This is a genomic window from Chryseobacterium sp. L12 (assembly GCF_056133985.1).
In genome coordinates this window covers 116,590-130,464 of record NZ_JBVYOF010000018.1, presented here as the reverse complement: position 1 = coordinate 130,464, position 13,875 = coordinate 116,590, and the positions used below count along the sequence as shown (strand labels likewise).

The following is a 13,875-nucleotide window of genomic DNA, read 5'->3' as shown; positions in this document are numbered from 1 at the left end:
TAAACTAGAAGAACACTAATAAATACAATAAAAAACTCATCAACAATGTAATAAATAATTGTAATTATATCATCAGAAATCAGAGCAGAAATTTTAGTTAAATATTTGAATTTCAATACCTTAAATATACTAATTTTTCTGCTTTTTTGTATCATAAATTTATTTATACTTATCCCGAACTCACGTTAAAGTAATAACGGATTTTGTCGTTAGTTCTTCCGGAGTAAAACCTGCCTGAGAAAGTTCTGCACTTAGTTTCATGGTAAAACATCCGGCGTGGGCTGCTGCAAGAAGCTCTTCAGGATTGGTTCCTACACCTTCCTCAAATCTGCTGCTGAATGAGTACTGCGTCTGATTCAAAGTTGTGCTTTGAGTAGTTAAATGGCCTTTTCCTTCTTTTACGGTACCGTTCCAAACGGCTGTTGCATTGCGTTTCATATATAATATTTAGGTTTAAAATTAAACTAAGATACGAAAAAGCATGATTTCATTATTATTAAATTATTGAAACCATGCCTTTTTAATTTGAAATTTATACAGAATTTTAAACTTAAATCCTAGTCTCAACCTTAAAATGTTACATCAAAGCCGACATAAAAATTAGCTTTCATAATCGGAGCATATACCATTCCGCCATCAAAATAATTCCCAAAAGGATTTCTGAAATCAACAATCGCATTTTTCTGTGAATAAGATGTTAAATTTTCTCCTCCCAGATAAGCTCTGATTTTTTTGTTGAAATTTCTCGAAATCTGTGCATTGAGTACAGCGTAAGATTCTGAATAAGCAGGAATTTGAAATTCAGCAGGATTGGTTGAGGTGATAGGTAATCGCTGTTTTCCAACCAGATTTAATGTTGTATCAAAACTCCAGAAACCTTCTTTAGTATTTTTATTGGTTGAATACGCTAAATTTACAAACCCACGATGTTTCGCCATAAACGGAACTTGTCTTCTTCCCTCCATATAATCTGCCTGAACATCATAATATTTATATGCTAATCTTACATCAAAATTCTTCAGCGGAGTGAAATCCCACTGTGTCTGAAATGAGTTAGCGAAAGATTTTCCGTCCAGATTATAGAATGTCAGCTGCTGAGGCGAACGATCCAGATCTACCACTACCTGATCCTGAAAATCTGTTCTGAAAAAATCTGCAACGACTGTAGATTTCCTTCCGAAAATTTTAAACTCCTGTTGTAAGCTTGCCCCGTAGTTCCATGCAATTTCGGGTTTTAAGCCATATATACTTCCATTGTTCTGCAGGATCTGAATGTTTCTGTTTGAGGCGAAATACTGTTGGTTTTCTGCAAATATATTGGCTGTCCGGAAACCTCTGCCGGCGGAAAGTCTTACAATAGTCTGTGGAGTAAAATCATATTTGAAATTTAATCTCGGTGTAAACTGAGTTCCTGCTAAATTATGGAAATCTGCTCTGGCTCCGGCAACCAATGTATATTTTAAACCGGTTAAAGTATATTCAGCAAAAATTCCGGGAACAGTTTCTGTTCTTTTAAAGCGATTCATCAGATAAGTTTCGTCATATCCGTCATACAGGAAACTTGCTCCTGCTTTATATTTATGATTGGTGTTGCCGATAATGCTTTCAAAAATTAAGTTAGAATAATACGTATGCTGATTTCCCGAATAATTTCTCAATCCGAAAAAGCTGTCCTGCTGATGATAAGTGTATTGATTCATCCAGCCTAAACTCTGATAAGGTTTCCCTTTAAAAACATAGCCGGTTTTGTTCCAGACCTGAAATCTGGAAATGTCTATTCCAACACCATAAAGATTTTGTTGACTTTGCGGTATTTTTTTGTCAAAGCCGATTTGTCCCGCAGTTCTTTCATCCTTAATAAAGTTGATTCCGAAATGTGAGCCAAAACCTGAGTGTTCTAAATCATTGAAATTTAATAAATAAGCAGCATTGATCTGAGTTCCTTTGGGTCTGTCCAGAAAACTGTCGTTATTCATATCGGTATCTCCGAAAGTTCCGTTTCCATGAAGAAGGAAAGTCTGAGTCCAGTGATCGTTAATGGGTTCCACATGGGTAATGTTGGCTTCTGCTCTTCCGTTGAAATCCGCAAAAAGGTTGAGCGAAGTTTCCGATTTTTCAGAATGCTTGATTAGTTCAGTATTGATCTGACCTGTAATACTTTCATAGCCATTGGTAACGGTGCTTCCGCCTTTGGTAAGCTGAATACTTTCAATCCACCTTCCGGGAATAAAATTCAGTCCGTAAGCAGAAGCCAGTCCTCTGATTTCTGGAAGCAGCTCTTTAGTCAGGCTTGTGTATTTCTGATCTAAACCCAGCATTTTGAGCTGTTTCGTTCCGGTTACTGCATTGCTGAAAGATACATCAACCGTTGCGTTGGTTTCAAAGCTTTCAGACAAATTGCAGCAGGCTGCTTTCAGCAGTTCTTTTTTATCAATATTAAAAACCAGTCCGGCGTCCTTTTTATTAATTGAAGTGGCTGCTTTTGAGCCTGTAATATTCACTTGCTCAATGCTTTTTTCTAAACCGGAATGTGCGGTGTGATCTTCTGAATTATTATGATTGATGTGATTTTGTTTTTGGGATTCTTCTTCAAAATGAACTTTAGGATTGGTCTCCCCAAAAGCAATATCGCGGTCATAAAGACAGCAGCCGGGAAGTTTTTTATAGACTTCATCTGTCGTTTTGTACATCTCGTTGTCATGTCCCACCTCGGCAATTTTCTTTAAAATTTTGTCTGCTGAGGTTTTTGATGAATCAAAATGTAAGGCAATGCTTTGCTTTTCAGCATTCCATTCGGCTGAATCGGCTCCGGCATCCTGAGCGGCTTTTTCAATTCTTGCTTTACAAGAACCGCAGTTCCCTTTTACGAAAAATTCGTTCTCACTTTTTTTGTGGTCAGAATGCGGCATTTCCGAAACGGAAGATTGTGAAGATCTCTCATAATGACAACATGCAGGAAGATTTTTGTAAACGTTATCATCAGCCTTATATTTTTCGTTGTCGTGACCGGCTTCTGCTACTTTTGACAGAATCTGGTCTGCTGAAATATTTTCTTTGGTTTCAAAACTCAACGTTTGCGAATCTATTGAGTATACAGCCGATTTGGCGCCGGCTTTTTTTGCAGTACTTTCAATTCTTTCTTTACACATTCCACAGTTTCCTTTCACCATAAACTGATGTTTGGTAAGATTTTGTGCAGAAATAGATATGGATAAGAATAACAGGAATGTTCCCAGAAATGTCCGGGTAATATATGATTTCATAAGTTTTCTAAAATTAGATTAAATAAAATAGCTGTTCATTACATGCGTAATAAACCTGTGAATTGTATTTAAGCTAATTTAGGCGGCTGCCAGATTTCTTTTAAACTGTCTGAAATAAAAGGGTCAATATACTGAACCTGTATTTTGGTAATGGTAGGAAAAGAAGTAAATTCTCCGAAGTTGTCTTTGGTGAAATTATTTTCCAGAAATGTATGACAGGTCATACAAAAAGAACAGCAGTCATCATTGCAGGATTGATGTTCTTTTTTTGATTCCTTAGAATGGTCACCTTCTGTATCGCAGCATGATTTTGCCTTCGATTCTGTTTTACAGCAATTTTCCTGCGAAACCTGCGCGTAGAAATTATCTTTAGGAATCAGAAAAATTCCTAAACATAAGATAATGAATAAAAAACGGATGGGTTTCACAGTGCAAATTTAAGAAAAATTGTTTAAAGTGCTTCACCAACTTTTTTAGCACAGTCATGCCAAGGCTCACCGTGCGCAGGATTGAGTTTTGGTTTTGGTCCTGTATTGGCAACAGCAGGTTGCGGAGCAGGAACGGGAACTACTTGCGGAGCATTTTGTACAGGCGTGTTGCTTGGTGCAGGCTGAGCAGCAGGCTTGCTGTTTAAAGGCTGACCGACAGGAATATCACATCGGTGTCCCGGTTGTCCGTGAGGCGGATTCATTCCCGGCGCTGTTTTTACCTGTTTTCCATTATTGTCTATGGCAATTTTCCCCGGACTTACGGCATTGGGATCTATTTGTACCGAGCCATTAGGGGAAACATTAATATTTTGTGCTGAAGAATTTGCAGGCTGAGCTGCGCTTCCATTGAGTGGCTGTCCTACAGGAATGTCACATCGGTGACCAGGTTCTCCGTGTGGAGGATTCATTCCGGGAGCTGTAACCATGGTTGATCCGGCTTGAGTATTAGATTTTATACCTGCCTGATCCATCAACGTTGTCTGAGGCTTGCTGAACGCTACATTAGGCTGTTGTGCAACTCCGTCTTCTTTTATATAAGTTGGCTTTTCGTCTTTTTTACATGAAACAGCAACAAACGAAGCTGCCAAAATTCCTAAAAGTAAATTTCTCATATCAAATCTCTTCATAAAAACAAAATTAGCAAAACATTTTGAATTGTTTTGCTAATTTAGAATTTATATAGTTTTTACTTTAATTTTTCACCAAAAGTCTAAAACCTTCTCCGTGAACGTTGATGATTTCCAACCCTTCATCATCTTTCAGAAGCTTACGCAGTTTGGCAATGTAAACATCCATGCTTCTTGCGGTAAAATAATTTTCTTTTTTCCAGATTTTTCTCAATGCGAGATCTCTTGGCATAAAGTCATTTCTGTGGAGACAAAGCAATTTTAAAAGCTCATTTTCTTTCGGAGAAAGTTTGTATTCTTTATCACCTACTCTTAGCTGCCTCAGCATAGAATCAAAGAAAATATTGCTGATTTTAAACTGCTCCTGCTCTTCATTTTCAAGAGTAGAACTTCTTTGAAGGATTGCCTTTATTTTATACAAAAGCAACTCAGTATCAAACGGTTTTGTGATGTAATCATCTGCTCCGAGCTGATAACCTTTCAGTATATCTTCCCTCATATTTCTTGCAGTAAGGAAAATGATGGGTGTATTTTTATCAATTTTTTTTACGTCTTCTGCTAAAGAAAATCCATCTTTTTTAGGCATCATTACATCGAAAATGCAGATGTCGAACTCATTTTCAGTAAATTCTTTCAAACCCTGTTCTCCGTCTACGGCAAGGGTAACTTCAAAGTTATTGATCGTGAGATAATCTTTCAGTACTGCACCGAAACTCTGATCGTCTTCTACTAATAATATTCTGTTGCTCATATTTATATTTTTTAATTTATTATTTGATTTTAAGCCATTGGAAGTTTTATGATAAACTTGCTTCCTTTATCTTTCTGAGATTCTACAATAATCTGACCTTTATGAAGTTCTACGATTTTTTTCACATAAGATAAACCTAATCCCTGACCTTTTACATTGTGGATGTTTCCTGTTTCTTCACGGAAAAATTTTTCAAAAATCTTGGTTTTATTTTGGGTTTCCATTCCCATTCCTTTATCTGAAACTTCAAGAACGTAGAAGTTGCCTTCGTTTCTCGTTTCTATTTTTATTTCCGGTGTGTTGGGTGAATATTTGTTGGCATTATCCAGAAGATTGACCAGCATATTGGAGATATGAAATTCATCTATTTTAAACTGATATTTTTCAGCATGGAAATTCTGGGTAAGAATTCCATTCCGTTGCGCGACAATCAGTCCGAAAGATTCTGTTGTTTTCTTTATTAATTCCCGTACGTTTGTTTCTTTTAAAAATAATTTCACCTCATTTCGTTCAAGCTTAGACATGTTAAGAACATTTTCAACCTGTTTTTTCATTCTTAGGTTTTCCTGTTTGATGAGGTTTGAATAGTACTTTACCTTTTCAGGGTTGGTTGCGATTTTATCATTAGCAAGAGAGTCTGTAGCTACAGAAATTGTTGCCAGAGGAGTTTTGAACTCGTGAGACATATTGTTGATAAAATCTGTTTTTACCTCTGCCAGTTTTTTCTGTCTCATCATGTAATTGATGGAAATGATATAAATTCCCAAAATGGTAAGAAGCGATAAAAAAGTTCCCAAAAGCATTGGCCAGTTATTCATTGCAAGAGAGTACTCTTTTTTAGGAAAGACCAAAGCCAATGTATAAAGTGTTCTGTCTTTTGTATCGGTAAAAAGTGGATAGGAATACGAGTTGCTGTCCTTTTTTTCTTTAAATATTTTATTGGCAATATTCGTTAGTTTATTGTTTCGGTCAGACACTCCATATCCGAAATCCGAGTTAATCCCTTTCATTCGAAGTTCTTTGGTGATGACAGAATCTAGAGTTTTCAAATCTACCCTTTTGCTGATGGGACGATTGGTGCCGGCTACTCTTACGAATTCTTTAAGCTCGTAGTCGCCACTTTCAATATCACTGTTGATTTCCGAAGTAAGAATCTCTCTTTTGGTTGTGTCTTTTTTTACTTTGTAAGCGGCGTCATCCGAATACATTGTGGTAAGACGTATAGAGTCTCCCAAAGAAGAAAGAGGGAGCTGTTTGGTTTCGATGATGTTTCTGTAATAAATGATTGATTTTTGTGTACCCGAATCCTGAGTCTGCTGAATGGTAGTAAGCGAAGGTTTATCTGAATTGGCTTTGATCGTATTACCAAAGTTTGCATAATATTCATTCAACAATTTATCAGCTTCTATTTTTGCAACATTATCTGCTGTATTTTCTAATGCGGAATACACTTTGTTGGAAAATTCCTGCTCTAAAGCTACATAGTAACCTTTAAGCCAATAAAACTGCAGAGTGACAAAGACAATTAATGAAATTGTCATAAAAACAGAGATTATAGGAATGAATTTGTTATTCATTGCATATTTTAATTAAAATTATAAATGTTAAAATTAAGCATTTTAAGATTTAGTAAACAAAATATAAGCCAAATTATTGTATTATTTTTCTTAAAAATATGGTTTTTAACATTTAATTATAAATATTATTCGTTAACCTTAACGTATATTGTGAATTACTTATCTTAAAGATCTCAAAAATTTAATTTTTAAAATAAATCAATATGAATTCAGGAATTACTTTTACTCCAGATTTTGATTCTTCAAGCGTTTATGTGATGAAAGTTTATCAGCAGAATGTCACCACCATCTGGAGTCACTTCACCCAATCAGATTTACTTGCTTTGTGGTGGGCGCCAAAACCCTGGAAATGCGAAACCGTAAAACAGGAATTTTCTGAAAACGGAACATGGTTATACATAATGCTCGGTCCTAATGGGGAAAAACATTTTGCTAAAGCTCAGTATGGAGAGATCAAACCCAATAGAAGCTTTGACTGGACTGATGCTTTTTGCGATGAAAACGGTGTCATCAATGAAGAACTTCCTAAAGCAAAATGGTTGTTTGGTTTTACCGGTGTTGAAGAAGGAACTAAGGTTACCATCAATATTCATTTTGATTCGGAGGAAGAAATGAGATCAGTTTTGGATATGGGCTTTGAAGAAGGTTTCAAAATGGGACTTTTACAATTGGAAGAAGTTCTTCAGAAGTAATTATCTTTGCACTGGAAGAAGCAAAATTTTCTTCATTAAAAATGATTGGAGAGCAGATTGTATACGAAGACAACCACCTTTTGGTAATCAATAAAAAAGTAGGGCAGCTTGTACAGGGTGACAAAACAGGCGATGAATCTTTATTGGAAGCCATCAAAAATTTCATCAAAAAAAGAGATAATAAGCCAGGAAATGTGTTTCTTGGTCTGGTTCATCGTATCGACAGACCCACTTCTGGTTTGGTCATTTATGCTAAAACATCCAAAGCTCTGTCACGCCTCACTCAAATGGTTAAAAATCGTGAAATCAAAAAAATATATTGGGCAGTTGTGGCAAAAGAGATGATTCCAAGAACGCAAAAACTGGTGCATTATCTGAAGAAAAATGAAAAAAATAATAAAGCCATAGTTTTCCCAAAAGCAACTGATGGCGCAAAAGAAGCTATTCTAACTTACAACGTGATCAAAAATTTAGATAATTATCTTCTTTTGGAAATTGATCTTGAAACAGGAAGGCATCATCAGATTCGCGCTCAGTTATCAAAAACAGGAGTTCCCATTAAAGGAGACTTGAAATATGGTTCGCCACGATCCAATCCAGATGGCGGAATTAATCTGCATGCCAGAAAACTTGAATTCATACACCCAGTTACTAAAGAAAAAATTGAAATCACAGCTCCGGTACCTCATAATGATGCGGTTTGGAGAGCTTGTGAAGAGTAGTAATCAGTCTTCTATTTAAATCAATAAATAATACGAAACCGACACTTTTGATTAAAAGTTTTGGAAGAGAGATAGTAAATGTTAAAATTTTATATATTGCAAATAGTTGGTATTAATTGTGATTAATTTTATTAATGTCTCATTTTTTAATTGGTTAAATTGTGATATTGTTAATTTTAATATTGTGTGTTAAATAATAAATTCATACATTTATCAAAATTTAATCCATATTTATGAAACATTATTACAATTTCTTTACTTATCGGAAAAAAATAAAGAGTATTCATAGCTCTTTCATTTTGTTTGTTTTTTTCTTAATTGTATCGGTTCAGTTTTTTTCTGCACAATTGTATCAGGTTGCCGGTACATGTGCCAGTTTAGGAACAACCACTTATGCACTTAACAGCTCTACCAATGCTTCTGCTACTAATAGAATTGCGGTAATTTACCCTGCAAGTCAGCTTACGGGGATAGCTAATCAGCAGCTTACTGCTTTGTATCTGAAGAAATACACTTCTACAGATCTTGGCGGAACACCTAATTTGAAAATTTACCTTAAAGAAACATCAAATTTGGATTTTGGCACAGGTGCAATAGACTGGTCTTCTACAATAGCCGGAGCAACTTTACTGTATGATTCAAATCCTGCAAGTGCAACAGCTGGAGCTGCGGGATATAAACCGTTACAGTTTTCTAATAGTTTTATGTATTCTGGAACCAGCAATCTTATGCTTCTAATGGAATACGTGAATACCGGAAATAGTACCAGTGTAACCTGGCAATATGAATACAGTACTGGTTGCGTGGATACAGGTAATGATAACACAACGAAATATATAAATACTACCAATGGAACATTGGGAGCGTCTTTGTCTTCAAGTAATTACAGAAGGCCGGTCATAGGCTTTGATTATACAGTGACTTGTCCTGCAACAAGTGTTCCTACAATTTCAAACATAACAACTAATAGTGCTACTGGTACATGGGTTGCGGGTGGCTCTGAAAGTAATTGGGATTACGCGGTTTTGCCATCTTCAGCAGGTCTGCCTACTACATGGACCAATACAACAGCTACAACAGTTAACCTTTCCTTAAATCCTCAAACAGAATATATATTTTACGTGAGAGCAAATTGCGGAGGAACAAACGGAGAAAGTGTGTGGAAAGCTAGTTTACCTTTTTATACTTTATGTGTACCTGTGGCTACGATGTTTGAGAATTTTGATTCTTACGCTACAGGAAGTATTGTACCTGTTTGCTGGGATAGAATTATTACCACTAATGGAAGTCAGACTATTAGTTCTACTACTCCGGCATCGGGAACCAGAAATATTTATCAAAACAGCACAACTTCTCAAAATCCGACAGCAGTTGTTTTGCCTGCATTTAGTAATGTGAATGCCGGAACTCATTGGTTGAGATTTAAAGCTAGAGTAAGTTCTGCTACAGGAACATTGAATGTAGGTTATGTTACAGACCCTACAAATGCGAGTACATTTACTCTTATTCAGGCATTAACGATTGCCAATACGGCTTACGATTCTACATCAGAATATACGGTTATAATATCATCAACAATTCCGGCTAACGCAAGATTGGCAATAATGAATACGCCAGATGGCAAATCTTATTATTGGGATGATGTTTACTGGGAGGCTATGCCTTCTTGCCTTCCTCCTGTTTCTCTTACTTCAATGGCTTTAAGCAGCGATTCGGGAAGTATTATGTGGCAAGCATCTCCATCTTCGCCCGTAAATGGATATGAATACTATTATTCTACATCAAATACGGATCCTACTGCTTCCACTACACCATCTGGAGTCACAGCAGCTGGAATAAATACGGCTACTATTTCTAACCTTGTGCCTAATACGTTATATTATGTTTGGGTAAGATCTGTGTGTTCTTCATCTGACAGAAGTATTTGGCGTGCTGTGCCGTCCTTCAAAACCTTGTGTGCTCCTGTAGCTACAATGTTTGAGAATTTCGATTCTTATTCTACAGGAAGTATAGTGCCTGATTGTTGGGATAGAATTATTACTACTAGTGGAAGTCAAACTATCAATTCTACTACTCCGGCATCGGGAACCAGAAATATTTACCAATACAGTACTGCTGCTCAAAACCCGACAGCGGTTGTTTTGCCTGAATTCAGTAATGTGAATGCCGGAACTCATTGGTTGAGATTTAAAGCCAGAGTAAGCTCCGCGACAGGAACATTGAATGTAGGTTATGTTACAGATCCTACAAATGCGAGTACATTTACTCTTATTCAGGCATTAACGATTGCCAATACGGCTTACGATTCTACGTCAGAATATACGGTTATAATACCATCAACAATTCCGGCTAATGCAAGATTGGCAATAATGAATACGCCAGACGGCAAATCTTATTATTGGGATGATGTTTACTGGGAGGCTGTGCCAAGCTGTTTTGCCCCTTCTTCAGTCACGGTGTCTGGTATTACTCAAAACGATGCCTTGGTAAGCTGGGTTGCGCCTGCTACAGCGCCTGCTAATGGTTATGAAATTTATTATTCAAGTTCCAGTACGCCACCTACATCCTCTACAGTGCCTAGCTTAACAGGAATTACAAGTCTTTCAGCTAATATAGCACCATTACAGCCGTCAACCAATTATTATGTTTGGGTAAGATCTGTGTGTTCTTCATCAGATAAAAGTAACTGGTCTGCTGAAGTAAGTTTTGCAACACTTTGTGGAGCTATTACAGGTGCTTATTTTGAAGATTTTGAAGGTTATCCGGGCGTTACTAATGGTAATACAGGTGGAGTACTGCCAAATTGCTGGACTAACCTTGGAACAGCTAACGGAGGTCATATCTCTAACAGTACTACAATTAGTGGAAACAATACTTTGTATTTATGGACTTCGGGAGCTCGTATTGCTTTTGTTGCATTGCCGGTAATGAGTACGCTGCAATCTGGCGATTATAGACTAAAATTTGATGCAAAAGCTTCTGTAACTGCAGGAGGTATTCTTGAAATTGGATATTTAGATACAGCTAATGCTTTCGTAGCATTAACAACATTCAGTGTTAGTGCAGTTAATACTACGTTTCCTTTTTCTTTTGATATTCCTGTTCTTCCTGCCGGAGTTACGCAATTGGCGATTAAGAATCCTGGAACTCCTGCTAATAGTTTATCAATTGACAATGTTTCTTATGAACTTAAAACATTATCTACTTCTGAAACCGTAGTGAAAAATACTGTTAAGATTTATCCTAATCCTTTCACAGATATTATAAATATTGATAAGCCGGAATTGGTAAACTCAATTAAAATAATTGATTTATCTGGTAAACTGGTAAGAAATAATCTAAAGGCAGAATCTGTTTTAAGATTAAATGATCTTTCTCAAGGAATGTACATTCTAATTCTTGAAATGAAAGACGGGTCACGACAATCAATAAAAGTAATTAAAAAATAGAGTTTTAAATTTGATATTTTATAAAAGGCTTCAGAAATGAAGTCTTTTTTATTTATAATATAATTAAGTTCTTTATTTATAATAAATTTCTCAACATATAGTATATATGGATATTAAATGTTATATTTAATGATTGTTTAATCTATATTCTATGAAAAAAATCTATCAGTTTTTCTTTTGTGAAAGAAAAAGAAAATTAAACCTCCTGACAGCTCTTATACTGTCATTTATATTGAGTTGTAAAAGTCTAAATGCACAAGTAAGTGCATATAGTTTTAGTCAGTCTTCCGGAACCTTTACTGCAATATCCGGTGGCACCGTTTTAGGGGCAGCAACTGGTAATACTGCTTCTACTAATCTTGGAAGTGGTATTTTCCCTGTTACTCTGCCATTTAATTTTAATTTCAACGGTATTTCTCACAATTCTATCAACGTCTCTGCTAATGGTTTTATATCATTTGGATCAGTTGTGCCAACTACGGGTTACTCTTCTCCTATTTCTGGAACCACAGCTTATGATGGTGCTGTAGCTGCATGGGGAAGAAGTATAAGCAGTTTTTTTGATGTAAATGGAAGAACAGGAAATATTTCTTGGGCAACAGAAGGAACTTCTCCTAATCGGGAAGTTGTTATTCAGTGGTCTAATTTTAGGACTAATTCTGCAACGGCAGTTACAAGTGTTTATTCATTCTCATTTCAAATACGTCTCCAAGAAACATCCAATACTGTAAAGGTGGTATACGATTCAGGAAGTTTCCTAGTAGGAAGCACTGCTGTCTCAGGATCTGCACAGGTGGGTTTAAGGGGTAGTTCTAATTCTGATTTTAATAACAGATTAAACAGTACAACAACAGAGTTTTTTAATTCTGTAACAGGAACAGCGAACAACAGTGGTCAGGCTTTCAATACTTCCAATTCTGTTCCTGGGATGCCACCTGCGGGACTTACCTATACATGGATTCCGCCTACCTGCTATATTCCTTTAGGATTTTCGGTGGTTTCTACTTCTACAAACACAGCTGATCTGGCATGGTCTGTTTCACCGTCATCACCTAATACATATGATATTTATTACAGTACAAGTAATACACCTCCAACATCCTCTACATCACCAACGATCCCAAATATATCGGGAACAAGTTATCAGATAACAGGATTAGCTCCTTTAACGACTTATTATGTTTGGATAAGATCTAATTGTGGATCTGGAAATACAAGTGTATGGTATCCCGAAACTGTATTTTTTACAACAACATGTCTTCCTCCAAATGTACAGAGTTCTACGGGAGCAACAGTTTGTCCCAATCAGACAGCAACACTTTCTGCAACAGCTAATGCCGGAATTAATTTAAATTGGTATGATGCTCAGACCGGCGGAAATTTGCTTACCACCGGGAATACTTTTACCACGCCGGTATTGACTAATACGACCAATTATTATGTAAGCGCATCATCTGGAAGCAGTGGTATCCAGACGGGAAAAGCAACTTATAACCCCTCTCCTTCAAGTGGTGCAGGAACTACAAATTTTGGTCTTGTATTTGATGCTTTAGGATTTTTTATTCTTGAAAGTGTTACAGTTTATCCGGTGAGTGCAAGTGGAGCCTCTGGTACACTTACAATTGATGTAATCAATTCAAATGGGGTAGTTGTGAATACAAAGACAGTAAATGTTACGGGTGCGCCAACAAGTGCCCCTGTTGCCCAGGTAATTACTCTTGATTTTCCGATATTTCCGGGTTCAAATTATAAAATACGTCCGGGTAGTTACACTGGTATTTCAGGTTTATTGTTTGATCCTTCTGCAAATGCACCGGCAGGAAATTATGGTTACCCATATACTGTGCAAAATTTAGTAACAATTCAAACCAGTACATTAACAGCAGCACCTACAAACACTGCAAGAAATGATTTGTACTATTATTTTTACGACTGGAAAATAGGAACTAAATGTGAATCTCCAAGAACAATGGTTACAGCAACTGTAGATTCTGCAGGCTGTCTTTCAACATCAGAAACGGCTAAGAAAGATGTTATTGCTGTATATCCTAATCCTTTTACGGATGTTGTAAATATAGATAGACCGGAGGTGATAAATTCAATACAAATAACTGATTTGTCTGGTAAACTTATAAAAAACAATTTGAAAGCCGAATCTGTTCTAAGTTTAAATGATCTTTCTCAGGGAATGTATATTTTAATTCTTAAAATGAAAGATGGCTCAAAACAATCCATAAAAATAATTAAAAAATAAAATTTGACAAACAAATAAACAGGCTCTCAATTCATGAGAGCCTGTTTTTA

At 36.3% G+C, this 13,875-nt stretch carries 9 protein-coding genes and 1 pseudogene; 4 read left to right on the top strand and 6 right to left on the bottom strand.

Features of this window, described 5'->3' with window-relative positions; genetic code table 11:
• Positions 1-186: 186 nt before the first annotated feature.
• The 6 genes and pseudogenes from AC0NBN_RS11755 to AC0NBN_RS11730 form a co-directional block, all read right to left on the bottom strand.
• Positions 187-438 (bottom strand): annotated as a pseudogene (locus tag AC0NBN_RS11755) (OsmC family peroxiredoxin); the annotation flags it as partial.
• 131 nt (positions 439-569) lie between these two features.
• A complete protein-coding gene (locus tag AC0NBN_RS11750) occupies positions 570-3,263 on the bottom strand; it encodes a TonB-dependent receptor domain-containing protein (protein ID WP_474468433.1) in 2,694 nt (897 codons plus the stop codon).
• A 68-nt stretch (positions 3,264-3,331) separates the two neighbouring features.
• Positions 3,332-3,691: a hypothetical protein gene (locus tag AC0NBN_RS11745; RefSeq protein WP_160812641.1), complete on the bottom strand. Its 360-nt coding sequence runs from the start codon at positions 3,689-3,691 to the stop codon at positions 3,332-3,334.
• 23 nt (positions 3,692-3,714) lie between these two features.
• Positions 3,715-4,365 (bottom strand): hypothetical protein, encoded by a 651-nt coding sequence (locus AC0NBN_RS11740; protein ID WP_160812642.1) that lies wholly within the window; start codon positions 4,363-4,365, stop codon positions 3,715-3,717.
• A gap of 79 nt (positions 4,366-4,444) precedes the next feature.
• Complete coding sequence (locus AC0NBN_RS11735; RefSeq protein ID WP_089741596.1) at positions 4,445-5,131, bottom strand: response regulator transcription factor; 687 nt, start codon at positions 5,129-5,131, stop codon at positions 4,445-4,447.
• 29 nt (positions 5,132-5,160) lie between these two features.
• The gene (locus AC0NBN_RS11730; protein WP_160812643.1) at positions 5,161-6,708 is read right to left on the bottom strand and encodes a sensor histidine kinase; all 1,548 of its coding nucleotides are present in this window, start codon (positions 6,706-6,708) and stop codon (positions 5,161-5,163) included.
• A gap of 203 nt (positions 6,709-6,911) precedes the next feature.
• Between AC0NBN_RS11730 and AC0NBN_RS11725 the strand changes: the two genes are divergently transcribed.
• The 4 genes from AC0NBN_RS11725 to AC0NBN_RS11710 all read left to right on the top strand — a co-directional run bounded on the left by AC0NBN_RS11725 (position 6,912) and on the right by AC0NBN_RS11710 (position 13,825).
• Positions 6,912-7,400, top strand: a complete 489-nt coding sequence (locus tag AC0NBN_RS11725; RefSeq protein WP_160812644.1) for an SRPBCC family protein — start codon at positions 6,912-6,914, stop codon at positions 7,398-7,400.
• 41 nt (positions 7,401-7,441) lie between these two features.
• A complete protein-coding gene (locus AC0NBN_RS11720; protein ID WP_160812645.1) occupies positions 7,442-8,122 on the top strand; it encodes an RluA family pseudouridine synthase in 681 nt (226 codons plus the stop codon).
• A gap of 233 nt (positions 8,123-8,355) precedes the next feature.
• Positions 8,356-11,571 carry a fibronectin type III domain-containing protein gene (locus tag AC0NBN_RS11715; RefSeq protein ID WP_160812646.1) on the top strand — a complete coding sequence of 1,072 codons (3,216 nt, stop codon included), beginning with the start codon at positions 8,356-8,358 and terminating at the stop codon, positions 11,569-11,571.
• 151 nt (positions 11,572-11,722) lie between these two features.
• Complete coding sequence (locus AC0NBN_RS11710; RefSeq protein ID WP_160812647.1) at positions 11,723-13,825, top strand: Ig-like domain-containing protein; 2,103 nt, start codon at positions 11,723-11,725, stop codon at positions 13,823-13,825.
• Positions 13,826-13,875: the final 50 nt, after the last annotated feature.